We start from the raw sequence: 23050 nt of genomic DNA on the forward strand, positions 1-23050 counted from the left end.
AATGCTCTCCTGTTGAACTTACGCCTGATGAGTCGTGTTTCAGATAACGAACAGATCCATATACTCATTGACCGGCATCTGCTCCAGACGGGTTCTGTCGAGGGAGACATCCAGAATGCGCTGCTGCTGGCGGGTCGGGAACTGGCGCGCCAGGTTGATTTTGAATTTATCGATAAGCTTCGGAATACCATCGGTGCGGCGGCGGGCGTGGCCAATCGGGTACGCCACCACCACCTCTTCAAAGCGCGTGCCATCGGTGAACTCGAGGGTAATAGCGTTGGCGATCGCGCGCTTATCCGGCGCGTGGTAGTCGGCGGTAAACGCCGGGTCTTCAAAGCAATTAATCTTCTCGCGCAGAGCGTCGATGCGCTTATCCTGCGCCACGCTGTCCTCGTAGTCCGCGGCGGTTAAGCGGCCAAACAGCAGCGGGATCGCTACCATGTACTGGATGCAGTGGTCGCGGTCAGCCGGGTTATTCAGCGGGCCTTTTTTGTCGATGATGCGAATACAGGCCTCGTGAGTGCGGATGGTCACCTTCTCGATATCAGCGGCCGTTTTGCCCGCTGCCTGCATTTGCTCATGCAGGGTCATCGCTGCTTCTACCGCCGTCTGTGAGTGGAACTCCGCCGGGAAGGAGATTTTAAACAGCACGTTCTCCATCACATAGGAACCGTACGGGCGCTGGAAGCGGAAGGCTTCGCCCTTAAATGAGACGTCATAGAAGCCCCAGGTTTTCGCCGTCAGCGCCGACGGATAGCCCATCTCGCCGGTCTTCGCCATCAGCGCCAGACGCACGGCGCGGGAGGTAGCATCGCCCGCCGCCCAGGACTTACGCGTTCCGGTGTTCGGCGCATGGCGATAGGTGCGCAGCGACTGGCCGTCGACCCACGCCAGAGAAACCGCGTTAAGGATCTCATCGCGCGTCAGCCCCAGCATTTCGGCTACCACCGCGGTGGACGCCACTTTCACCAGCAGCACGTGGTCGAGGCCGACGCGGTTAAAGGAGTTCTCGAGTGCAATACAGCCCTGAATCTCATGGGCCTTAATCATCCCGGTCAGCACCTGCTTCATGGTCAGCGGCGTTTTGCCTGCGGCAACGGCATTGCGCGACAACCAGTCCGCCGTCGCCAGGATGCCGCCAAGGTTATCGGAAGGATGCCCCCACTCGGCGGCAAGCCAGGTGTCGTTAAAATCGAGCCAGCGGATCATCGCGCCAATGTTAAATGCCGCCTGCACCGGGTCGAGCTGGAACTGGGTGCCCGGCACGCGCACGCCGTTCGGCACGACGGTGCCCGGCACAATCGGCCCCATCAGCTTTTTGCAGGCCGGATACTCCAGCGCTTCCAGCCCGCAGCCCAGCGTGTCGAGCAGGCAGTAATGGGCGGTGTCATAGGCTACTTTGGAGGTGATGTCGTAGTGCATCACGTAATCCACGATATCGACGATTTCACGGTCAAATTCCGGGCGAATATTTATCATCTGAGCGGACATAGGGTACTTTTCCTGTTTTTTTATCGTTAGCGGTAAGGGATTACTGACGCTTATCCAGCGGCACAAATTCGCGGTCTTCCGGGCCGGTGTAGTTGGCGGAAGGACGGATAATTTTGTTGTCCTGACGCTGCTCGATGATATGCGCCGCCCAGCCGGTGACGCGGGCGATAACAAACAGCGGGGTGAACATTTCGGTCGGCACGCCCATCATGTTGTAGGAGACCGCCGAGAACCAATCGAGGTTGGGGAACATCTTCTTGGTGTCCCACATCACCGATTCCAGGCGGTCGGCGATGTTGTACATTTTGAGCGAACCGCCCTCCTGAGAAAGTCGTTTGGCGACGCGCTTGATAACCTGATGACGCGGGTCGGCAATGGTATAAACCGGGTGACCAAAGCCAATCACCACCTCTTTGTTTTCCACGCGCTTGCGGATATCCACCTCGGCTTCGTCCGGCGTTTCGTAGCGCTGCTGGATTTCCAGCGACACCTCATTGGCTCCGCCGTGTTTCGGGCCGCGCAGCGCGCCAATAGCGCCGATAATTGCCGAGTAAACGTCAGAACCGGTCCCGGCAATCACCCGGCTGGTAAAGGTGGAGGCGTTAAACTCATGCTCGGCGTAGAGCACCAGCGAAATGTGCATCGCTTTTTCCCAGCTGGCCGAGGGTTTTTCACCGTGCAGCAGATGCAGGAAGTGGCCGCCGACCGAGTCGTCATCGGTTTCCGGCTGGATGCGTTCACCGTTATGGCTGTAGTGATACCAGTAGAGAAGGATTGAGCTGAGCGAGGCCAGCAGTTTATCGGCAATATCGCGCGCGCCGGAGACGGTATGCCCCTCTTTTTCCGGCAGCGTGCAGCCCAGCGCCGAGACGCCGGTGCGCATCACATCCATCGGGTGAGAAGCAGCCGGCAGCGCTTCCAGCACGGTGCGCACGTTGGCCGGCAGGCCGCGCAGCGCCTTGAGTTTAATCTTGTAGGCCTGCAGTTCATCGCGGGTTGGCAGCTTGCCGTGGATCAGCAGATGGGCCACCTCTTCAAACTCGCAGTGCTCCGCTAAGTCGAGAATATCGTAGCCGCGGTAGTGCAGGTCATTGCCGCTTTTACCGACGGTGCACAGCGCGGTATTTCCCGCCGGTACGCCGGAAAGGGCGACGGATTTTTTAGGCTTAATGACATGGGTGCTATTTTGCAGGATCGATGTGTGGCTCATGTTGTCCTCGTCATTATTGTAATGTTGTAGGGTACAGAGGGTGTGCGAGTAGGCCTGATAAGGCGCTGCCGCCATCAGGCAATGCCGGATGGCACTGCGTTTATCCGGCCTACTTTTTGGTGTACAACGCGTCGAGCTTCTCTTCGTACTGGTAGTAGTTGATGCTCTCGTACAGCTCATTACGCGTCTGCATCATGTCGATAACGCTTTTCTGCGTGCCTTCCTGGCGCAACACGTTGTAAACCTGTTCGGCGGCGCGGTTCATGGCGCGGAAGGCCGAGAGCGGATAGAGCGCCATCGCCACGTGGGCGCTGCGCAGTTCATCGGTGGTGAACAGCGGCGTCGCGCCGAATTCGGTGATATTGGCGAGGATCGGCACCTGCGTCGCGTCAGCAAACTGGCGGTACATCGACAGCTCGGTAATCGCCTCCGGGAACAGCATATCGGCGCCCGCTTCCACATAGGCGCGAGCGCGATCGATAGCCGCCTCCAGCCCTTCCACCGCCAGTGCATCGGTACGCGCCATGATCACGAAGTCCGGGTCCGTGCGGGCATCCACCGCCGCCCGAATACGGTCAACCATCTCCTCTTTGGATACGATGGCTTTGTTTGGGCGGTGACCGCAGCGCTTAGCGCCGATCTGATCTTCAATGTGCAACGCGGCAGCTCCGGCCTTGCTGATGGACTTCACCGTACGCGCCACATTAAACGCCGATGAGCCGAAGCCGATATCCGCGTCCACCAGCAGCGGCAACGGGCAAACGTCGGTAATGCGGCGAATGTCGGTCAGCACGTCATCGAGCGTGGAAATGCCCAAATCCGGCAGCCCGAGAGAACCGGCCGCCACGCCGCCGCCGGAGAGATAAATGGCCTGATACCCGGCTCGTTGGGCCAGCAGCGCGTGGTTGGCGTTAATGGTGCCAACAATCTGTAAGGGGTTTTCTTTCGTCAGCGCAGCGCGGAAAGCCTGGCCTGGAGAGTGTAGAGACATATTCCGTCCTCTTGTTATCAACTTGTTACTATCGGTTGATTCAGATAAAGCAAGGGATATGCCAACGGCTGATTTTTCACCGCTATTTTTTAAACATCTTTTATAACAATGCATTAGTCGTTCACTACGCTACTGCTGGCGATTAAAGCGTGTCAGCTAACGTTTCACCACGCGTTCCAGCCTGTTTCATTGCAACATTTATGAAACATGGTCTACACCCAATATTCGGCCCTCTTTTTTTGAGCACGCAATGGCAGCCACACCTCTTCCGCCACGGGTGAATGACGACAAGCCGGTTATCTGGACGGTGTCGGTAACGCGCCTGTTTGAACTGTTCCGCGATATCAGCCTCGAGTTCGATAACCAGGCCACTATTACGCCCATCCAGCTTGGGTTTGAAAAAGCGGTGAACTACATCCGCAAGAAACTGGCGACCGAGCGCTGCGACGCCATTATTGCCGCAGGCTCCAACGGCGCATACTTAAAAAGCCGCCTCTCCGTGCCGGTTATTCTGATTAAACCCAGCGGCTTTGACGTGCTGCAGGCGCTGGCAAAAGCCGGCAAGCTCACTGCGTCTATCGGTGTGGTAACCTATCAGCAGACGCTGCCCGCGCTGGTCGCTTTTCAAAAGACCTTTAACCTGCGCCTCGACCAGCGCAGCTACGTCACCGAAGAGGACGCACGCGGGCAAATCAACGAGCTAAAGGCCAGCGGTATACAAGCCGTGGTGGGCGCAGGGTTGATTACCGACCTCGCCGAAGAGGCCGGTATGACTGGCATCTTTATCTACTCCGAAGCCACTGTCCGCCAGGCGTTTAGCGATGCGCTGGATATGACCCGCCTGACCCAGCGACAAAGTCGCCGCTATGCTGCCGGTAGCGGCCTGCGCACACGATACGCATTAGACGATATGCATGGGGCGTCCGCGCCGATGGAGCAGGTGCGCCATACCATCCTGCTCTATGCGCGCTCCAGCGCGGCGGTGCTGATTCAGGGGGAAACCGGCACCGGGAAAGAGCTGGCTGCGCAGGCAATCCACCGTGAATATTTCGCGAGGCTCGGCCATCGTCAGGGTAAATCCTTCCCACCGTTTGTCGCCGTCAACTGCGGGGCAATTGCCGAATCGCTATTAGAAGCAGAGCTGTTTGGTTATGAAGAAGGGGCGTTTACCGGCTCGCGGCGCGGGGGGCGTGCCGGGCTGTTTGAAATTGCCCACGGCGGGACGCTGTTTTTAGACGAGATTGGCGAGATGCCCCTGCCCCTTCAAACCCGGCTGCTGCGCGTGCTGGAAGAAAAGGAGGTGACCCGCGTTGGCGGGCATCTGCCGATTCCAGTCGAGGTGCGAGCGATCAGCGCCACCCACTGCGACCTGGAAGCAGAGATGAAGCGCGGGCAGTTTCGCCAGGATCTGTTTTATCGCCTGAGTATTCTGCGTCTGAAGCTGTCGCCGCTGCGCGAGCGGCTGGCAGATATCGTGCCGCTGGCGGAAGGTTTTTTGCAGCAGTCGCTGGCGGCATTAAACGTGCCGTTTAGCGAAGCGATACATCAGGGGTTAGCGCAAAGCCAGTCGGTACTGCTGAGCTACGCCTGGCCCGGCAATATCCGCGAGCTGCGCAATATGATGGAGCGGCTGGCGCTTTTCTTAAGCGTTGAGCCGCAGCCTGAGCTGAACAGCGATTTTTTACGCCAGTGTCTGCCTGAACTGACAGAATGCCGCATCGACTCGCCGCCGACCGTCTCGCTCACTCCGCATCAGGTGCTCGCGCAGTTTAACGGCGATAGAAGTGCCGCCGCGCGCTATCTGGGGGTGAGTCGCACCACCTTCTGGCGCAGGTTAAAAGCGGGAAATTAGGCCATAAAAAAGCCCCACCAAAGTGGGGCAAAATACGTTCAAAAGAATTAGGCACATATAAAAAAAACAAACTAATGAGAGTTTGCTACCTGAATTAGAACTGGTAGGTAGCGCCCAGTACTGCCTGATCGTCGGTTGTTAAACCGTAGTTATGATCGTCTTTCAGCATGTTGATTTTGTAAGCCGCATCAACCGCGAAGTTTTTGTTGAAGTAGTACGCCGCACCCAACTGAACGTATTTCACCGCGTCGAAGGATGCACCGTTAACTTCCGCACGCTGCTGTACATAGCCAACGGTTGGCTGCAGGCCGAAGTCGAAGGTGTAACCCGCAATAGCTTCGAACGCTTTGGACTTGTCGGTGAAGAGCTCATCGGTCGTCGTGCCAGCTACAGTTTTAGCCAACGGAGTCATGTTGTGAGTTTCGGTGTACATGGTCGCCAGCATAATGCTGTTCGCGTCATATTTCGCACCAACGGACCATGCTTCAGCAGTATCACCTGATGCAGCACGGTGAGCAGGAGCAGTTCCGTAATTCAGGTCGGTAGTCTTAGCACGGCTGTAAGCGGCACCCAGAGTCACACCTGAATCAGGAATTTCGTACTGGAGGGAAGTACCGAAGCCTTCACCGTTGGATACCAGCGGATCGCGTTTATCTTCGTTAGCGCCCTGGTACTGCAGACCCAGCGCCAGACCGTCAACCAGACCGAAGAAGTTTTTGTTACGATAGGTCAGAACGCCGGTGGTACGACCGTTCATGTAGTTATCAGTGTACTGGTAGGAGTCACCGCCGAATTCGGTCAGCACGTCGGTGTAAGAACCGATGTCGTACTGAATACCGTAGTTACGACCGTAGTCGATAGAACCGTAGTCACCGAAGTCCAGACCAGCGAAGGCCAGACGGGTTTTTTCAGTCTGCGAACCTTCAGGCTGGTTCGCGTTGAACTGGTGTTCAAACTGACCAAAGCCTACTACGCCGTTAGCAATCTGAGTTTCGCCTTTGAAGCCCAGACGCGCATAGGTGGCGTCAGCGTTGCCAACGGAAGAGACGAAGTCGTGCTCACCCTTCACTTTGCCATACAGATCAAGTTTGTTGCTGTCTTTGTTATAGATTTCAGCAGCGTGAGCAGTGGATGCCAGTGCCACGAGACCGATCAGAATTGCCAGCTTGCTTTTCATCATTTTTGTGTTCCTTTGATTATTATTCCCCGTAGGGTTTTGCCCGGTAATCCAGGCTTTTTTAATGGCTCGCGAGGCTATCGCGCGTCATTAAAAAAGCCCTCCCGCAAGGGAGAGCCTGAGGCTGATTACCGAATTCAAAGGATGAGCTGGCTTCCGAACATCCCACGATATAAGCGGGAATCGGAATCAATTTGACGTATGCCGAACGAACGTGCAGAGGCCATCATGCTCCGCATAGAACCATTCCGTATCATTTTGCCACTCATCAATTAACAAATAATGGATCGTCAAAAAACATCACATCTGCTTTTGCAGTTTTTATTACGATATTTTTTGTTACGCACTCGTTATCGGTGCTTTTATTTTTTTCAACGCGGAAATAACCGGCTTTCAGAAAAGTATGAAAGCGTTTACTTCCTGTCGTAAATTTGTGTAAAGCCTAATATTTAAAATATAACTCCGTCAACATGAATTAATTGTTAAACAACATCTCTAAAATAGATAACGAATGGCAGCAAAGCCCCATAGCTAGTAGGTTTTAAACGATGACATCTACGTCTTAACGAGTAATTATCAACATAATTCATTGACTGAAATCAAATTTATGCGTTGAATGTTAATAAATCCGCAATATTTCTTTAATCATCACTGACGATTCCGTAAATCAAAATAATGCAAATGATTAACTACGGTAGCAATTCATTCATATTTTTTTAATTTAAAATGATGAGATGAAATAATAGAGAGACGGCAGGTTAAATTTCCTGATAGGAAAAATATGATAGCAATAACCAGCGAAATAAATAGCGCGGTAATAAAACCTCTGCTAACAAATAAAACACTCCAAAATGATTAAAATAAATTCGCCAGGTGTTCTTAATTTCACCACTTGTAATACCAGAAGCGCAGCAGAAGAAAGACGAATATCGCAAGATGGGGGGATGGAGGATAAAAAATAATAAAAGATGCTTTCACGTAGAAAGTGAAAGCATCCGGGATGGATTATCAGGGTTTAAGCGGGATTAACTCACACCAGTGAGCGGAGCTCTTCGCGCATGTAGGAAGAGAAGAATTCAGGGTTCTTAATCACCATATGCTCACCGGACTCGACCTTGCCGGCCCATCCTGCGACTTTGTCCGTAAAGCCGTCACTCCAGCCTTCCTGATGGCCGCGTTCAGCCACATCGGCAGCGCTCACCGGCATACCTAATTCTTTCAAATATTTCAGAATTCCCTTTGCCGTACTTTCATCCATGGACTGTGGTACTGGCTCAGACGTGTTCATACCACCAATAAAATCCAACGCTTTATCAATGACTGCTGGCATATGCTTGTCCTTAAAATTAACCACGTAGTAATCAAGTCTATACTATGGACCGGAATCCGCCGCAATTTCAAAGGAACCGCTCACGTTATTGCACTTATTCTCGATCAAAAATCACGTTTTATGGCTGTTTTGCGCAAGAAACGGTGCGCGCTGCGCAAAAAAAAAGCCGGTACAGAGTGTACCGGCTCAGAGCGTTGCCTGATGGCGCTTCGCTTATCAGGCCTACAAGAGGTTCTGTAGGCCGGGTAAGGCGTAGCCGCCACCCGGCGCTTTTACGCGTTGCTAACCGGCTTTTGCTCCGGGCTAGATTTGGCGTTTTCTAGCATCCGGCGAACCGGCACAATCAGCACGCACAGCACCGCCGCACAGATCAGCAGCGCGATGGAGCAACGCGCGAACAGGTCCGGCAGCATATCCAGCTGGTCGGCCTTCACGTGGCCGCCAATCAGCCCTGCGGCCAGGTTACCCAGCGCACTGGCGCAGAACCACAGACCCATCATCTGGCCGCGCATTCTCTCCGGCGCCAGCAGCGTCATGGTCGCCAGACCAATCGGGCTCAGGCACAGTTCGCCAAGCGTCAGCATCAGGATGCTGCCCACCAGCCACATCGGCGACACGCCAGCACCGCCGTTGCTCAGCACGTTCTGCGCCGCCAGCATCATCAGGCCAAAGCCTGCCGCCGCACACAGAATACCGATAACGAACTTGGTGATACTGCCCGGACGGACGTTTTTACGCGCCAGCGCAGGCCAGGCCCAGCTAAAGACCGGTGCCAGCAGGATGATAAACAGGGCGTTAATAGACTGGAACCACACCGCCGGGATCTCAAAATCACCGATCATGCGGTTGGTGTAGTCGTTGGCAAACAGGTTGAACGACGTTGGCTTCTGCTCGAAAGCGGACCAGAAAAACGCGGCGGAGACCAGCAGAATAAAGCACACCAGCAGGCGCGCGCGCTCTTTACGGCTCAGGCCCGCGAAGACAAACAGGTAGATGAAGTACAGTGCAACGGAAGCCGCAATCACGTATACCAGCACGCTGGCAACGGCCACCGGGTTAATCACAATGATGCCCTGGGCAATCAGGGTGATAATCACCGCCACGCCCACTGCTAGCGCCAGCAGCCATGCGCCGACGCCGTTTTTCTTCGCAACAGGGCTGTTCCAGGTCGAGTCGAGGCCCACTTCGCTGTCGTAGCGCTTCATCGCCGGTACGGCGAACACGCGGAAGATAACCAGCGCCACCAGCATCCCGATACCGCCGATGCCAAAGCCCCAGTGCCAGCCATGAGATTTAATCAGCCAGCCGGAAATCAGCGGGGCGATAAATGACCCCATGTTGATGCCCATATAAAACAGCGAGAAGCCGCCGTCACGACGGGCATCGCCCTTTTTATACAGCGTACCGACCATCACCGAGATACAGGTCTTGAACAGACCGGAGCCCAGTACGATAAACATCAGGCCGATAAAGAACAGGTTATCGCCCATAAAGGCCGACAGCGCGATCGACAGGTGGCCGAGCGCAATCAGGATGGAGCCGTACCACACCGCCTTTTGCTGGCCAAGCCAGTTATCGGCCAACCAACCGCCCGGCAGCGCCGCCAGGTACATGGTCCCCGCGAAGATACCCACGATGGCCGAGGCATTTTCACGCGCCAGGCCCATGCCGCCGTCATAGACGGTTGCCGCCATAAACAGAATCAGTAACGGGCGGATACCGTAAAACGAGAATCGCTCCCACATTTCGGTAAAGAACAGCGAACCCAACGGGTACGGATGACCGAAAAAGGTCCGGCTTTCGTTTTTATTAACAGAGGAATGCATAGTTTCTCCAGAGAAGGTGCGTCGTAACGCAGGTAAGTCGTGTATGCGGGCTAACCATTTTCTAATTTTGCCGATGAAAAACATCTGGCACGGTATTTTTTAACCATTTGATAACCATTGCATGGTCGTGTCTAGCCCTGGACCCGGTATTTTTAGACGAAAAGTCGACAAAGTTCTAGTTTTACAGATTTTGTATTGGAAAACCGAATGTAGTGATTGACATCACATAACCATGTCTTTATGTATCAATAGTCCATTAAAAACAATTAATTAGATATTAAACAATCGTCAAATACAGCGTTAAAAAAGGGGCAAAATAATCGCATAAAAAGTGTGGAAAATAGGATGTTCATCATAATGATGATGGAAGATCTGGATAAATCATGCGGAGAGAGATGGCAGGAAGGAGGCTGCGCTATCACATCATCGTATAGCGCAACCGGAATGCTGTTATTTCGCGTGCCAATAGGCGCTTGAACGCACTAGCTGCGGGTCAATCGCGTCGGTCACAAAACCGTCGGTCAGGTTTTTTACCACCTTTCCTTCGCCGGTCAGCCAGATAAAGTAATCCGACGCCGGCACCGTGAGTTGTGCCAGGCGCGCGGCGACGGTGGCAGCATCGTAGCCAGCGATCCACTCGATATTAAAGCCGTCAAACCCGGCCAGATAGGCTTTGTCCAGGTCCTCTTTGACCATCACCAGCGCCGTCACCTGCGGACGCTGCGCCAACGTCTGCAGCGCTTCAAGACGGCGACGCAGCGCCGGCATACCGGTTTCATCGCAAACATATAGCTGCCAGGCATAATCTTCCGGCACCACCAGCGAGCCGCGCGGGCCGCCGATAAGCAACGTATCACCTGCTTTTGCTTCCATTGCCCACTGGCTGGCAACGCCGCCATCGTGGATAAAGAAATCGTAGGCCAGCTCATGGCGCTCGGCGTTGTAAAGCGGGGTGTAGTCACGAGCCTGCGGGCGTACACCGTCTGCCCACACAATCCCTTCATCGGTCACCGTCGGTGGAATCAGAGTGCAGCCAGCCTGCGGGAAAAACAGCTTGGTGTGATCGTCAAAGCCGCGCGAACTAAAACCTTCCAGCGCCTCGCCGCCCAGCACCACGCGCTGGAAAGCATCGCCAATACGCTCCACGCGCAGGACGGTCAGTTCACGGAAACGGAGTTCATTGCGCACGCGCTGTGGATACTTGTTCTCTTTCATTCGGCGTCTCTCTCACAAATAGATATATCTAAATCATTTGCAAATGATAATGATTGCCAACTAAGCAGAAAGCAAGCTATTTTTAAGATATATGAAAAGCTGCGCACAAAAAATCCAACATCAATACTATACCCATTATAAATCAATAATTTAAAATATATTTCATTTTCGATATTGCTAAATATATAGTTTTAGATATAAGTTAGATATATCTAAAAAACATAAGGATAAACATCATGAGACCTTTCTCTGATTCTGAACATCGTGGCCGTGGTGGTCGCGGACATCGCGGCGAACGCGATGAGTGTGAACATCGTGGCGGGCGTGGTGAAGGCCACGGCGGCGGTGGCGGACGTCGCCAGCGCTTCTTCGGCCACGGCGAGCTGCGCCTGGTGGTCCTCAGCATCCTGAAGGATAACGCCAGCCACGGCTATGAACTGATTAAAGCCATTGAGGCGCTGACCCAGGGCAACTACAGCCCAAGTCCTGGCGTTATCTACCCGACGCTCGACCTGCTCCAGGACCAGGGGCTGATTACGGTGCATGAAGAGGACGGCGGGCGTAAAAAAATCGCCATTACCGCAGAAGGCATCCAGACGCTGGAAGAAAATCAAGAACCACTGGAACATATTCAAGCGCGTCTGAAGTCCAGGATGGTCGGGCATGAACTGCGCAAAAACCCGCAAATGAAGCGGGCGCTGGATAACTTTAAGGCCGTGCTCGACCTGAAGGTGAATCAGGGCGAGATCGGCGACGCGCAGCTGAAGCAGGTGATTGGCATTATCGACCGCGCGGCGCTGGAGATCTCGCAGCTGGATTAATGCAGGACGGTGACCGCATCCTGTAAACGGCTGGCGCGGTGTTTTACCATCGCCGACACGTTGGCGCTTTCCGCCACCAGTCCGGCGTTTTTCTGGGTTATCTCATCCAGCTTCGCCACGGCACGCGTTAAATCAGACAGCCCCGTGGCCTGTTCAGACGTAGATTGACTAATCTGCGCAATCAGTTGGGTGACATTCTGCACCTGCGAGACAATGTCATCCATCGTGCGCCCGGCCGCGTGAACCTGCTCGGAGCCCGACTGCACCTTGCTGGCGCTGGCCTCAATCAGCTGACGAATTTCGTTTGCCGCCGTCGCGCTACGGCTCGCCAGATGGCGAACTTCCCCGGCGACCACGGCAAACCCTCTCCCCTGCTCGCCCGCGCGCGCCGCTTCAACAGCGGCGTTCAGCGCCAGAATATTGGTCTGGAATGCGATATCGTTAATCAAAGTGGTGATAGAGCCAATGCGCTGCGTGCTGTCAGCAATATCTTCCATGGTCTGCACCACCCGGTGCATCGCCTGGCCGCCCTGTGCCGCCGCGCCGCTAGCCGCCAGCGAGAGCTTATCGGCCTCGGCTGCCGTCTGAGAATTATTCTGCACCGACGCCGCCATCTGGCTCATCGTCGCCACGGTCTGCTGCACGTTGACCACCGTTTCCTGAGTACGCTGATTCAGATCTTCATTGCCGCGGGCCAGCACATCGCTACCGTCGCTCACGCTGTTCACCTGCGTCGAGACATCGTTAATCAACCAGCGGCACATCAACCCGAGCTGGCCGACCGCGCGTAACGTTAGGCCCAGCTCATCGCTGCGCGGCAGCGGATCGACGCTGTTACGCTCACCGGTTGCCACGCTGAGCGCCTGTCGCGCCACATTTTCTACCGGACGAACAATCTGCCACTCCAGTACCAGCGTGGTCAGTAAAAGGATCATCGCCGACGCCAGCACCGCCAGAATCGGCGCGCTCAGGGCCAGCAGGCTCGCCGCAAGCAGCAGGTAGAACCCCAGCATAATGCTTCTGACCCGCCAGCGCAGCGGGATAGCTGACAGTTTGCCCCACCAGCGTTTGCTGATAACGCGGCCTTTATGGAGGCGCTTATTGCTGCGTTCTTCGCGTAGCGCCTGATACAGCGGCTCCACCGCCGCAATCTCTTCCTCACTGGCTTTGGTACGAATCGACATATAGCCAATCGTTTTGCCATTACGCACCTGGGGGATGGCGTTCGCCCGCACCCAGTAATGGCCGCCGTGTTTCGGGCGATTTTTGACGATACCGCTCCACGGCTCGCCCTGCTTCAGGGTACGCCACATATCGGCAAAGGCGGCTTTTGGCATATCGGGATGGCGCACCATGTTGTGCGGCTGGCTGAGCATCTCGTGGCGGCTATAGCCGCTCACCTTTATAAAGGCATCGTTAACGTGGGTGATATAGCTGTTGAGATCGGTGGTGGACATCAAAGTGGTGTGGTCGTCCAGAAGCGATTCGGACGAGTTTTGGTCGGGCAGGGTAGACATACGAACATCCTTTTCAGGTGCAAAGAGAAATGTATTACAATTGTTATATCGGAGGATATTAAATTAACCTTAATTGTTAATTTTGCGTTAGATCGCAAAATCGACAAAAGCCCTACTTTTCTCACGTCATTCTTTGCTGCTCATCCGTGGCGCAAAACCTGCCCTTTTGTAGGGCAATACGCCCAGCCACAACGCACCTCCGCGTGACCGCTTTCACACTCCCTCGCTTCGCTGGACGATTAAATATTGTACAAACGCGATTTCCCCTGGCGTTTATCCCGATTTTCAGCGCCAACGCTGAGATGGCGTAATCCCTGCAATACTTAAATCAGTATCGTGTGATACGTGATCCCCAGGAGCTTATTTTGAACAGGTTACCTTCCAGCGCATCGGCTCTGGCCTGCAGCGCACACGCACTGAATCTCATTGAAAAGCGAACGCTTGACCATGAGGAGATGAAAGCTCTTAACCAGGAGGTCAGGGAATACTTTAAAGAACATGTGAATCCGGGGTTTTTAGAGTACCGAAAATCTGTAACTGCCGGTGGGGATTACGGAGCCGTAGAGTGGCAGGCGGGAGGGTTAAATACGCTTGTCGACACCCAGGGTCAGGAGTTTCTCGATTGCCTGGGCGGTTTTGGTATTTTCAACGTGGGGCACCGTAATCCAGTGGTGGTTTCCGCCGTACAGAATCAGCTCGCGAAACAACCGCTTCACAGCCAGGAACTCCTCGACCCGCTACGAGCGATGCTCGCCAAAACGCTGGCGGCGCTGGCGCCGGGCAAATTGAAGTACAGCTTCTTTAGCAACAGCGGCACCGAGTCGGTAGAGGCAGCGCTGAAGCTGGCGAAAGCCTACCAGTCGCCACGCGGCAAGTTCACCTTTATCGCCACCAGCGGCGCGTTCCACGGGAAATCGCTCGGGGCGCTGTCAGCCACCGCCAAGTCAACGTTCCGCAAGCCGTTTATGCCGCTGCTGCCGGGCTTCCGCCACGTGCCGTTCGGTAACCTCGACGCCATGCGCACGATGCTCAGCGAATGCCAGAAAACCGGCGATGACGTGGCGGCGGTGATCCTTGAGCCCATCCAGGGTGAAGGTGGCGTCATTCTGCCACCGCAAGGCTACCTGCCCGCCGTGCGTAAGCTGTGCGATGAGTTTGGCGCACTGCTTATCTTCGACGAAGTGCAAACCGGCATGGGGCGCACCGGTAAGATGTTTGCCTGCGAGCATGAGAACGTTCAGCCGGACATTCTGTGCCTGGCGAAGGCGCTCGGCGGCGGCGTGATGCCGATTGGCGCGACCATCGCTACCGAAGAGGTGTTCTCGGTGCTGTTTGACAACCCGTTCCTGCACACCACCACCTTTGGCGGTAACCCGCTGGCCTGTGCGGCCGCGCTGGCGACCATCAACGTGCTGCTGACCGAAAACCTGCCCGCTCAGGCGGAGCAGAAAGGCGATATTCTGCTGGACGGTTTCCGCAGCATGGCGCGCGAATACCCGGATCTGATCCGTGAAGCGCGCGGCAGAGGCATGCTGATGGCCATTGAGTTTGTCGATAACGAAATCGGCTATAACTTTGCCAGCGAGATGTTCCGCCAGCGCGTGCTGGTTGCCGGAACGCTCAACAACGCCAGGACCATCCGCATCGAGCCGCCGTTAACCTTAACGATGGAACAGTGCGACCAGGTGCTTAGAGCCGCGCGTAAAGCGCTGGCAGCCCTGCGCGTCAGCCAGAATCAGGTTGCCACCGAGCAGTAAATTCACGCCCCCTACCCTTTGGTGGGGGGGCGTTCTTTGAATCCCATCACAATCATCGCATTCCCCTTTTCCCTTTTTCCCGCCGACGGCTAAATTAGTAACTCATCCGACCACATAACAATAATTTCACATACTGGACATCCTTATGAGCTATCCGTCGCTGTTCGCCCCGCTCGATCTCGGTTTTACCCAGCTGAAAAACCGTGTGCTAATGGGCTCTATGCATACCGGGCTGGAAGAGTATCCCGACGGTGCCGAACGTCTGGCGGCGTTCTACGCGGAACGCGCGCGTCACGGGGTGGCGCTGATCGTCAGCGGCGGTATCGCTCCGGATGCTACCGGCGTAGGGATGGCGGGCGGCGCGATGCTGAACGATGTGAGCCAATTACCGCACCACCGCACCATTACCGACGCCGTCCATCAGGAAGGCGGCAAAATTGCGCTACAGATCCTGCATACCGGGCGCTACAGCTACCAGCTAAATCTGGTTGCCCCTTCCCCGCTTCAGGCGCCGATCAACCGCTTTACGCCGCGCGAACTCACCCACGAAGGCATTCTGGGGCTGATCGATGACTTTGCCCGCTGCGCCCAACTGGCGCGGGAAGCGGGCTATGACGGTGTGGAGGTGATGGGCTCGGAAGGCTATCTGATTAACGAATTTCTCGCCGCACGCACCAACCAGCGCGACGATCAGTGGGGTGGCAGCTACGACAACCGCATGCGCTTTGCGGTAGAAGTGGTGCGCGCCGTGCGCCAGCGCGTCGGGAAAGACTTTATAATTATCTACCGCCTGTCGATGCTCGACCTGGTGGACAACGGCGGTACCTTTGATGAAACCGTACGCCTTGCTCAGGCTGTCGAAGCCGCGGGGGCGACGATCATCAACACCGGGATCGGCTGGCACGAAGCGCGGATCCCGACCATCGCCACACCAGTGCCGCGCGGCGCATTTAGCTGGGTGACGCGTAAATTAAAAGGGCGGGTGACGATTCCGCTGGTCACCACTAACCGCATTAACGATCCGCAGGTGGCGGACGATATTCTGGCCCGCGGCGATGCCGATATGGTGTCGATGGCGCGCCCGTTCCTTGCGGATGCCGAACTGCTGTCAAAAGCTCAATCGGGGCGCAGCGATGAGATCAACACCTGTATCGGCTGTAACCAGGCCTGCCTGGATCAGATCTTTGTCGGCAAGGTGACCTCATGCCTGGTCAACCCGCGCGCCTGCCACGAAACCAAAATGCCGATCCTCCCGGCCGTGACGCGTAAAAATCTGGCGGTCGTCGGTGCAGGCCCGGCGGGGCTGGCGTTTGCGATCAACGCCGCTGCGCGCGGCCATCAGGTGACGCTGTTCGACGCCAGCGCGGAGATCGGCGGGCAATTTAATATCGCCAAACAGATCCCCGGCAAAGAAGAGTTTTACGAAACGCTGCGCTACTACCGCCGGATGATCGACGTCACCGGGGTGACGCTGAAGCTCAACCAGCGCGTCAGTGCCGACGATCTCCTCAGCTTTGATGAAGTGATCCTATCGACCGGGATCGCACCGCGTACCCCGCCGATCGATGGCATCGATCACCCGAAAGTGCTGACCTATCTGGACGTGCTGCGTGATAAAGCACAGGTTGGGCAGCGGGTGGCGATCATCGGCTGTGGCGGCATCGGTTTTGATACGGCGATGTACTTAAGCCAGCCGGGCGAGCCCACCAGCCAGAATATTGCTGAGTTTTGCGTAGAATGGGGCATTGATACCAGCCTACAGCAGGCGGGCGGCCTGCGCCCGGAAGGGCCACATCTGGCCCGTAGTCCGCGGCAGATTGTGATGCTGCAGCGTAAAGCCAGCAAGCCGGGCGAAGGGTTGGGTAAAACCACCGGCTGGATCCACCGCACCACCCTGCTTTCACGCGGCGTGAAGATGATCCCGGCGGTCAGCTATCAGAAAATAGACGATGAAGGTCTGCACGTTGAGATAGGCGGCGAAGCGCAGCTGTTGGCGGTCGATAACGTGATTATCTGTGCCGGTCAGGAGCCAAACCGTACGTTGCACGAGCCGCTGCTGGCGGCGGGCAAGACGGTGCATCTTATCGGTGGCTGTGATGTGGCAAGTGAGCTGGATGCCCGACGGGCGATCGCGCAGGGGACAAAGCTGGCGCTAGGGATATAGGCTGTTACGCGCCATCCAGCACTCTGCTCCACCTTGCCTGATGGCGCTGCGCTTATCAGGCCTACAGGGGCGTACAAAATGCCTTTTGTAGGCCGGATAAGGCGGTTACGCCGCCATCCGGCAATGTGAAACCGTGCGACGTTAATTAACGACGACGACCCAACTTCACCGCTTTGAGGATCACAAACTTGTTGTTGGTGGCGATGGTTTCGCAGTTACCAAAAATCTTCTTCAGCTTGTGGAAGTAGTCCAGGTGACGGTTCGCCACGATATACAGCTCGCCGTTAATTTTCAGGCAACGGCGGGCGTGGTGGAACATCTCCCACGCGATATTATCGGTCAGCGCATGCTTCTGGTGGAACGGCGGGTTGCAGAACACCGCGTTGAAGCGGAACGGCTCTACGCCGGAGAGCGCGTTGTTGATCATAAACTCGCTGCGATCCAGCGCGTCCGGCAGGTTGGTTTCCACGTTCAAACGGCTGGAAGCGACCGCCATCGGTGATTCATCAACGAACACCACGCTAGCTTCCGGGTTTTTCGCCAGCAGCGTCATACCCAGCACGCCATTGCCACAGCCGAGATCGACAATCTCACCTTCCAGGTTTTCCGGCAGATGCTCCATAAAGAAGCGCGCGCCGATATCCAGCCCGGTACGGGAGAAAACGTTCGCGTGGTTGTGGATAGTCCAGTCAGTGCCTTCCAGCTTCCAGCTCAGGGTCTGGGCGGTTTCAGCCAGCGCCGGCTTGGTAAAGGTGCCGTTGATCAGGCGTGCCTTTTTCCACGCCAGCGTGGTGGTGGTTGGGCCCAGCACTTTTTCAAACAGCTCAAGCGTAGAGGTATGGATGTCACGCGCTTTCGCACCGGCGAGAATGCGTGTTTCTGGCGTTAACACTTCACGCAATGCACGCAGTTGCTGTTCCAGCAATGCCATGGTTTTCGGCAGCTTAATCAGTACGACACCCGGCGCCTGCGGGTATTCCGCGGTGCTGTCGAGGAACTTCACGCTCGACTCGGCAATGTCGTTGTGGCGCAGGTTTTCACGTGTTGCCAGCTCGCTTAAGTAAGAGTCGCCGATGCTGTACGGCGTATGCTCCGCCAGCGCACAGGCCAGCGCGCCGAAGGTATCATTCAGGATAAGCACCGGGCCGCGAATCTCAGTATCGTCCAGCTGTTGCAGCAGATATTCATCGGCTGCTTCCCACGCCAGCAGTGGGTTAACGTCGTCCGTCTCCGGGAAACGTTTAAGTGTCAGTGAACGGAAACCGTTGTCTGTGTGGCTCATCGGCCCTCCTGAATGGTAAAATTTCGGCGTATCCCTGAAAAGGGTGCGTGAGTATACACTTTTTATGATTGGCATGGGCAAAGATGAACCAACTAACTTACCTCCAGGGCTACCCGGAACATTTACTTTCTCAAGTGAGAACGCTGATTGCGGAACAGCGTCTGGGGGCGGTGCTGGAAAAACGCTATCCGGGTACCCACGATTTCGCCACCGATAAAGCCCTCTGGCAGTACACCCAGGATCTGAAAAGCCAGTTCCTGCGTAACGCGCCGCCGATCAATAAAGTCATGTACGACAATAAGATCCACGTGCTGAAGAACGCGCTCGGGCTGCATACGGCGGTATCACGCGTGCAGGGCGGTAAGCTAAAGGCAAAAGCCGAAATCCGCGTGGCGACCGTATTTCGCAACGCCCCGGAGGCTTTTTTGAAGATGATCGTGGTGCACGAACTGGCGCATCTGAAAGAAAAAGAGCACGACAAAGCGTTCTATCAGCTGTGCTGCCATATGGAGCCGCAGTACCACCAGCTGGAGTTTGATACACGTTTGTGGCTGACGCATCTTTCGTTAAAGGAATCTGCGTAGTCGCCCACTGGCAATGTCATAAAGGCGTGTTACATTGACGAAAGAATCCCTTTATGGAGCCAGAAGGCGTTTATGATACGTTTCGCAGTAATTGGGACAAACTGGATCACCCGCCAGTTTGTCGATGCCGCACATGAAACCGGCAAGTACAAGTTGACCGCCGTCTATTCCCGCAGCCTTGAGCAGGCACAGACCTTCGCCAACGATTATCCCGTCGAACATCTGTTTACGTCGCTGGACGCCATGGCGCAAAGCGAAGAGATTGACGCGGTTTATATCGCCAGCCCGAACTCGCTCCACTTCCCGCAGACAAAGCTGTTTTTACAGCATAAAAAGCATGTGATTTGCGAGAAGCCGCTGGCCTCCAACCTGCATGAAGTCGAGCAGGCTATCGCCCTTGCGCGGGAAAATCAGGTGGTGCTGTTCGAAGCGTTCAAAACTGCCAGCCTGCCTAACTTCCAGATTTTACAGCAGTCGCTGGAGAAAGTTGGCCCGGTTCGTAAGGCGTTTATCAACTACTGCCAGTACTCCTCACGCTACCAGCGCTACCTCGACGGCGAAAACCCGAATACCTTTAATCCAGCCTTCTCCAACGGCTCGATTATGGATATCGGTTTCTACTGCCTGGCCTCCGCGGTAGCCCTGTGGGGCGAGCCAAAGCAGGTACAGGCGTCTGCCAGCCTGCTGGATAGCGGCGTCGATGCGCACGGTATCGCGGTGCTCGACTACGGCGATTTCAGCGTGACGTTGCAGCACTCTAAGGTCAGCGACTCTACCCTGCCGAGTGAGATTCAGGGCGAAGCGGGCGCGCTGGTTATCGAGAAGATCTCGGAGTGCCAGAAGGTCTGCTTTATCCCGCGCGGCAGCAAAGCGCAGGATCTCAGCCAGCCTCAGCATATTAATACTATGCTGTATGAAGCCGAGGAGTTTGCGCGCCTGGTCGAAAACAACGAAGTGGACCACCCTGCTCTTGAAGTGAGCCGTATCACCGCGAAGGTTCAGACGGAAATTCGTCGCCAGACCGGCGTTGTTTTCCCGGCGGATGTCCCTGCCGCGTAAAACAACGTAAAGCACATGTTACGGACCATTGACGAAATCAATGGTCTGTCATATTTTGTTACGTGCAAAGGGGAGTAACTTCCTTGTCGGTGGATCGTCATTACGATACGTGCAAAACCGTATCCGGTCGCCGAGCAACGGAAAACGAATGCGCCACCGCATTCGTTTTTAGTTGTAAGTGAGACCTTGCCGGAAGGCGAGGTCTATGCATAAAAAAGCAGCGGCTATCGTCTTCTGACGTTAGCCGTTTTTTTTATGCGTAAGGAAAATTCTATGAATACAGTCGGCACACCGTTGCTGTGGGGCGGGTTCGCTGTCGTTGTGGTGATTATGCTCGCTATCGACCTGTTCCTGCAGGGTCGTCGCGGCGCGCACACCATGTCCATGAAGCAGGCAGCAGCCTGGTCGCTGGTGTGGGTCACCCTCTCATTACTGTTTAACGCCGCGTTCTGGTGGTATCTGGCGGAAACTCAGGGCCGTGCGGTGGCTGACCCGCAGGCGCTGGCCTTCCTCACCGGTTACCTGATCGAAAAATCGCTGGCGGTGGACAACGTCTTCGTCTGGCTGATGCTGTTTAGCTACTTCTCCGTGCCTGCAGCGCTGCAGCGCCGTGTGCTGGTTTACGGCGTACTGGGCGCGATCGTGCTGCGTACTATCATGATCTTCGCGGGAAGCTGGCTTATCTCCCAGTTCGAATGGCTGCTGTATCTCTTCGGGGCGTTCCTGCTGTTCACCGGGATTAAGATGGCGCTGGCGAAGGAAGATGAAGGCGGCATTGGCGATAAACCGCTGGTGCGCTGGCTGCGCGGGCATCTGCGGATGACCGATAAAATCGAGAACGAGCACTTCTTTACCCGTAAGAACGGCGTACTGTTTGCGACACCGCTGCTGCTGGTGTTGATTCTGGTGGAGTTGAGCGACGTTATCTTCGCGGTTGATAGCATCCCGGCTATCTTTGCGGTCACCACCGATCCGTTTATCGTGCTGACTTCTAACCTGTTCGCGATCCTCGGCCTTCGTGCGATGTACTTCCTGCTGGCGGGCGTGGCTGAGCGCTTCTCGATGCTGAAGTACGGGCTGTCGGTAATCCTGGTGTTTATCGGTATCAAGATGCTGATCGTCGATTTCTACCATATCCCGATCTCGGTATCGCTGGGCGTGGTCGGCGGGATCCTGGCATTCACCCTGATCCTCAACGCTTGGGTTAACCACCGTAACGATATGAAAAAGCAGAAGATGTAACCCGTAGCCCGGCCGAGCAAAGCGACGCCGGGTGTGGCACCGAGCCTCCCCGGGGTCGGCGTGAACGCCTCGCCTGGGCTACATTCATACTTCAATCTGCGTCACACATTGTAAATTATTAGTTAAAAAATATGATGTGCGGCGTAAATTCCAGCATTTTGTACTTCCCCAAACCACGACTTTCCTTATACTCGATCCGGCAAACACTTTTTTACATCCAGACATAAACGTAACAAATAATACGTCGCTGGAAAGACAACACACATCACTTAAGGAATGCATTGATGACAAAACCATCCGCATCACCCGGCTTTTTACGTTTTATAACCAGCGGCAGTCTGGTTAAACAGATTCTGGTTGGGCTGATCCTGGGGATTCTGCTGGCCGTCGTTTCCAAACCGGCCGCCATCGCCGCTGGCCTGTTGGGCACGCTGTTCGTCGGCGCGCTGAAAGCCGTTGCACCGGTGCTGGTATTAATGCTGGTCATGGCCTCAATCGCCAATCACCAGCAGGGGCAAAAAACCAATATCCGTCCGATTCTATTTCTGTATCTGCTCGGCACTTTTGCCGCTGCGCTGACTGCGGTACTCTTTAGCTTCCTCTTCCCTTCTACGCTGCACCTCAGCGCCGCTGCGGAAGATATTGCGCCGCCATCGGGCATCGTGGAAGTGCTGCACGGTCTGCTGATGAGCATGGTATCAAACCCAATCACCGCACTGATGAATGCCAACTATATCGGCATTCTGGTATGGGCCGTCGGTTTAGGTTTTGCGCTACGCCACGGTAACGACACCACCAAAAATCTGATCAACGATATTTCCCATGCGGTGACCTTTATCGTCAAAGTGGTGATTCGTTTTGCGCCGCTCGGGATCTTCGGTTTAGTCTCCTCCACGCTTGCCACAACCGGCTTTGAAACCCTGTGGGGCTATGCGCAGCTGCTGCTGGTACTGATCGGCTGTATGCTGCTGGTCGCGCTGGTGATTAACCCGCTGCTGGTCTTCTGGAAGATTCGCCGCAACCCGTATCCGCTGGTCATGGCCTGTCTGCGCGAAAGCGGCGTGTATGCCTTCTTTACCCGCAGCTCTGCCGCCAATATTCCGGTGAATATGGCGCTGTGTGAAAAACTCAATCTGGATCGGGACACCTACTCCGTCTCCATCCCGCTGGGCGCAACAATCAACATGGCCGGGGCAGCAATCACCATTACGGTATTAACGCTGGCGGCGGTCCATACGCTGGGGATCCCGGTAGATTTACCTACCGCACTGCTGTTGAGCGTGGTGGCTTCGCTGTGTGCCTGTGGGGCATCCGGGGTGGCGGGCGGTTCTCTGCTGCTGATCCCGCTGGCCTGTAATATGTTCGGCATTCCGAACGATATTGCCATGCAGGTAGTGGCGGTCGGCTTTATTATCGGCGTGCTGCAGGACTCCTGCGAAACGGCGCTCAACTCGTCAACCGATGTGCTGTTCACCGCAGCAGCCTGCCAGGCGGAAGACGAGCGTCTGGCGAAGAACGCCCTGCGTAGCTAA

At 55.4% G+C, this 23050-nt stretch carries 17 protein-coding genes; 8 read left to right on the plus strand and 9 right to left on the minus strand.

From position 1 onward, the window contains the following. Positions 1 to 39: 39 nt before the first annotated feature. The 3 genes from ACLGE8_RS08545 to prpB form a co-directional block, all read right to left on the minus strand. The gene (locus tag ACLGE8_RS08545) at positions 40 to 1491 is read right to left on the minus strand and encodes a bifunctional 2-methylcitrate dehydratase/aconitate hydratase (protein ID WP_410997906.1); all 1452 of its coding nucleotides are present in this window, start codon (positions 1489 to 1491) and stop codon (positions 40 to 42) included. 40 nt (positions 1492 to 1531) lie between these two features. After that, entirely contained in the window at positions 1532 to 2701 is a 1170-nt protein-coding gene (gene prpC, locus ACLGE8_RS08550) for a 2-methylcitrate synthase (protein WP_410997908.1), read from the minus strand. A gap of 109 nt (positions 2702 to 2810) precedes the next feature. Continuing rightward, positions 2811 to 3692 carry a methylisocitrate lyase gene (prpB, locus tag ACLGE8_RS08555; protein ID WP_410997910.1) on the minus strand — a complete coding sequence of 294 codons (882 nt, stop codon included), beginning with the start codon at positions 3690 to 3692 and terminating at the stop codon, positions 2811 to 2813. Positions 3693 to 3942: 250 nt separating this feature from the next. Between prpB and prpR the strand changes: the two genes are divergently transcribed. Then, positions 3943 to 5544, plus strand: coding sequence for a propionate catabolism operon regulatory protein PrpR (prpR, locus tag ACLGE8_RS08560; RefSeq protein WP_410997912.1), 1602 nt, complete (start codon positions 3943 to 3945; stop codon positions 5542 to 5544). A 94-nt stretch (positions 5545 to 5638) separates the two neighbouring features. On the opposite strand, the gene ACLGE8_RS08565 is transcribed toward prpR, so the two are convergent. The 4 genes from ACLGE8_RS08565 to ACLGE8_RS08580 form a co-directional block, all read right to left on the minus strand. Next, the gene (locus ACLGE8_RS08565; protein ID WP_410997914.1) at positions 5639 to 6724 is read right to left on the minus strand and encodes a porin; all 1086 of its coding nucleotides are present in this window, start codon (positions 6722 to 6724) and stop codon (positions 5639 to 5641) included. Positions 6725 to 7751: 1027 nt separating this feature from the next. Beyond that, complete coding sequence (locus tag ACLGE8_RS08570) at positions 7752 to 8051, minus strand: DUF1889 family protein (RefSeq protein WP_410997916.1); 300 nt, start codon at positions 8049 to 8051, stop codon at positions 7752 to 7754. A 272-nt stretch (positions 8052 to 8323) separates the two neighbouring features. Beyond that, a complete protein-coding gene (locus tag ACLGE8_RS08575; protein ID WP_410997918.1) occupies positions 8324 to 9877 on the minus strand; it encodes a peptide MFS transporter in 1554 nt (517 codons plus the stop codon). 450 nt (positions 9878 to 10327) lie between these two features. Further along, positions 10328 to 11092: a siderophore-interacting protein gene (locus tag ACLGE8_RS08580; protein WP_410997920.1), complete on the minus strand. Its 765-nt coding sequence runs from the start codon at positions 11090 to 11092 to the stop codon at positions 10328 to 10330. Between the two features lie 236 nt (positions 11093 to 11328). On the opposite strand from ACLGE8_RS08580, the gene ACLGE8_RS08585 reads away from it, so the two are divergent. Continuing rightward, entirely contained in the window at positions 11329 to 11913 is a 585-nt protein-coding gene (locus ACLGE8_RS08585) for a PadR family transcriptional regulator (RefSeq protein WP_410997923.1), read from the plus strand. Here the strand turns inward: ACLGE8_RS08585 and ACLGE8_RS08590 are convergent. Next, complete coding sequence (locus ACLGE8_RS08590; RefSeq protein ID WP_410997925.1) at positions 11910 to 13430, minus strand: methyl-accepting chemotaxis protein; 1521 nt, start codon at positions 13428 to 13430, stop codon at positions 11910 to 11912. The genes ACLGE8_RS08585 and ACLGE8_RS08590 overlap by 4 nt on opposite strands. Before the next feature lie 365 nt (positions 13431 to 13795). On the opposite strand from ACLGE8_RS08590, the gene ygjG reads away from it, so the two are divergent. Both ygjG and ACLGE8_RS08600 read left to right on the plus strand, forming a co-directional pair. Then, positions 13796 to 15187 carry a putrescine aminotransferase gene (ygjG, locus tag ACLGE8_RS08595; RefSeq protein WP_410997927.1) on the plus strand — a complete coding sequence of 464 codons (1392 nt, stop codon included), beginning with the start codon at positions 13796 to 13798 and terminating at the stop codon, positions 15185 to 15187. A gap of 145 nt (positions 15188 to 15332) precedes the next feature. Continuing rightward, a complete protein-coding gene (locus ACLGE8_RS08600) occupies positions 15333 to 17351 on the plus strand; it encodes an FAD-dependent oxidoreductase (RefSeq protein ID WP_410997929.1) in 2019 nt (672 codons plus the stop codon). Between the two features lie 145 nt (positions 17352 to 17496). On the opposite strand, the gene rlmG is transcribed toward ACLGE8_RS08600, so the two are convergent. After that, a complete protein-coding gene (rlmG, locus tag ACLGE8_RS08605) occupies positions 17497 to 18633 on the minus strand; it encodes a 23S rRNA (guanine(1835)-N(2))-methyltransferase RlmG (RefSeq protein ID WP_410997931.1) in 1137 nt (378 codons plus the stop codon). Positions 18634 to 18716: 83 nt separating this feature from the next. On the opposite strand from rlmG, the gene ACLGE8_RS08610 reads away from it, so the two are divergent. The 4 genes from ACLGE8_RS08610 (at position 18717) to sstT (ending at position 23050) form a co-directional block, all read left to right on the plus strand. Further along, positions 18717 to 19217: a M48 family metallopeptidase gene (locus ACLGE8_RS08610; protein WP_333012258.1), complete on the plus strand. Its 501-nt coding sequence runs from the start codon at positions 18717 to 18719 to the stop codon at positions 19215 to 19217. A gap of 72 nt (positions 19218 to 19289) precedes the next feature. Then, positions 19290 to 20276 (plus strand): Gfo/Idh/MocA family protein, encoded by a 987-nt coding sequence (locus ACLGE8_RS08615; protein ID WP_410997933.1) that lies wholly within the window; start codon positions 19290 to 19292, stop codon positions 20274 to 20276. A gap of 273 nt (positions 20277 to 20549) precedes the next feature. Next, a complete protein-coding gene (locus ACLGE8_RS08620; RefSeq protein WP_410997935.1) occupies positions 20550 to 21518 on the plus strand; it encodes a TerC family protein in 969 nt (322 codons plus the stop codon). Positions 21519 to 21802: 284 nt separating this feature from the next. Further along, positions 21803 to 23050, plus strand: coding sequence for a serine/threonine transporter SstT (gene sstT / locus ACLGE8_RS08625; protein WP_410997937.1), 1248 nt, complete (start codon positions 21803 to 21805; stop codon positions 23048 to 23050).

The organism is Kluyvera sp. 142486, from assembly GCF_046569695.1.
Lineage (GTDB): Bacteria > Pseudomonadota > Gammaproteobacteria > Enterobacterales > Enterobacteriaceae > Kluyvera.

Coding starts and splice junctions, on each gene's coding strand:
- ACLGE8_RS08545 (WP_410997906.1), bottom strand. CDS start 1,491: ATGTCCGCTCAGATGATAAATATTCGCCCGGAATTTGACCGTGAAATC.
- ACLGE8_RS08590 (WP_410997925.1), bottom strand. CDS start 13,430: ATGTCTACCCTGCCCGACCAAAACTCGTCCGAATCGCTTCTGGACGAC.
- ACLGE8_RS08575 (WP_410997918.1), bottom strand. CDS start 9,877: ATGCATTCCTCTGTTAATAAAAACGAAAGCCGGACCTTTTTCGGTCAT.
- prpB (WP_410997910.1), bottom strand. CDS start 3,692: ATGTCTCTACACTCTCCAGGCCAGGCTTTCCGCGCTGCGCTGACGAAA.
- ACLGE8_RS08570 (WP_410997916.1), bottom strand. CDS start 8,051: ATGCCAGCAGTCATTGATAAAGCGTTGGATTTTATTGGTGGTATGAAC.
- rlmG (WP_410997931.1), bottom strand. CDS start 18,633: ATGAGCCACACAGACAACGGTTTCCGTTCACTGACACTTAAACGTTTC.
- ACLGE8_RS08565 (WP_410997914.1), bottom strand. CDS start 6,724: ATGATGAAAAGCAAGCTGGCAATTCTGATCGGTCTCGTGGCACTGGCA.
- sstT (WP_410997937.1), top strand. CDS start 21,803: ATGACAAAACCATCCGCATCACCCGGCTTTTTACGTTTTATAACCAGC.
- ACLGE8_RS08620 (WP_410997935.1), top strand. CDS start 20,550: ATGAATACAGTCGGCACACCGTTGCTGTGGGGCGGGTTCGCTGTCGTT.
- ACLGE8_RS08610 (WP_333012258.1), top strand. CDS start 18,717: ATGAACCAACTAACTTACCTCCAGGGCTACCCGGAACATTTACTTTCT.
- ACLGE8_RS08580 (WP_410997920.1), bottom strand. CDS start 11,092: ATGAAAGAGAACAAGTATCCACAGCGCGTGCGCAATGAACTCCGTTTC.
- prpR (WP_410997912.1), top strand. CDS start 3,943: ATGGCAGCCACACCTCTTCCGCCACGGGTGAATGACGACAAGCCGGTT.
- ACLGE8_RS08585 (WP_410997923.1), top strand. CDS start 11,329: ATGAGACCTTTCTCTGATTCTGAACATCGTGGCCGTGGTGGTCGCGGA.
- prpC (WP_410997908.1), bottom strand. CDS start 2,701: ATGAGCCACACATCGATCCTGCAAAATAGCACCCATGTCATTAAGCCT.
- ACLGE8_RS08615 (WP_410997933.1), top strand. CDS start 19,290: ATGATACGTTTCGCAGTAATTGGGACAAACTGGATCACCCGCCAGTTT.
- ACLGE8_RS08600 (WP_410997929.1), top strand. CDS start 15,333: ATGAGCTATCCGTCGCTGTTCGCCCCGCTCGATCTCGGTTTTACCCAG.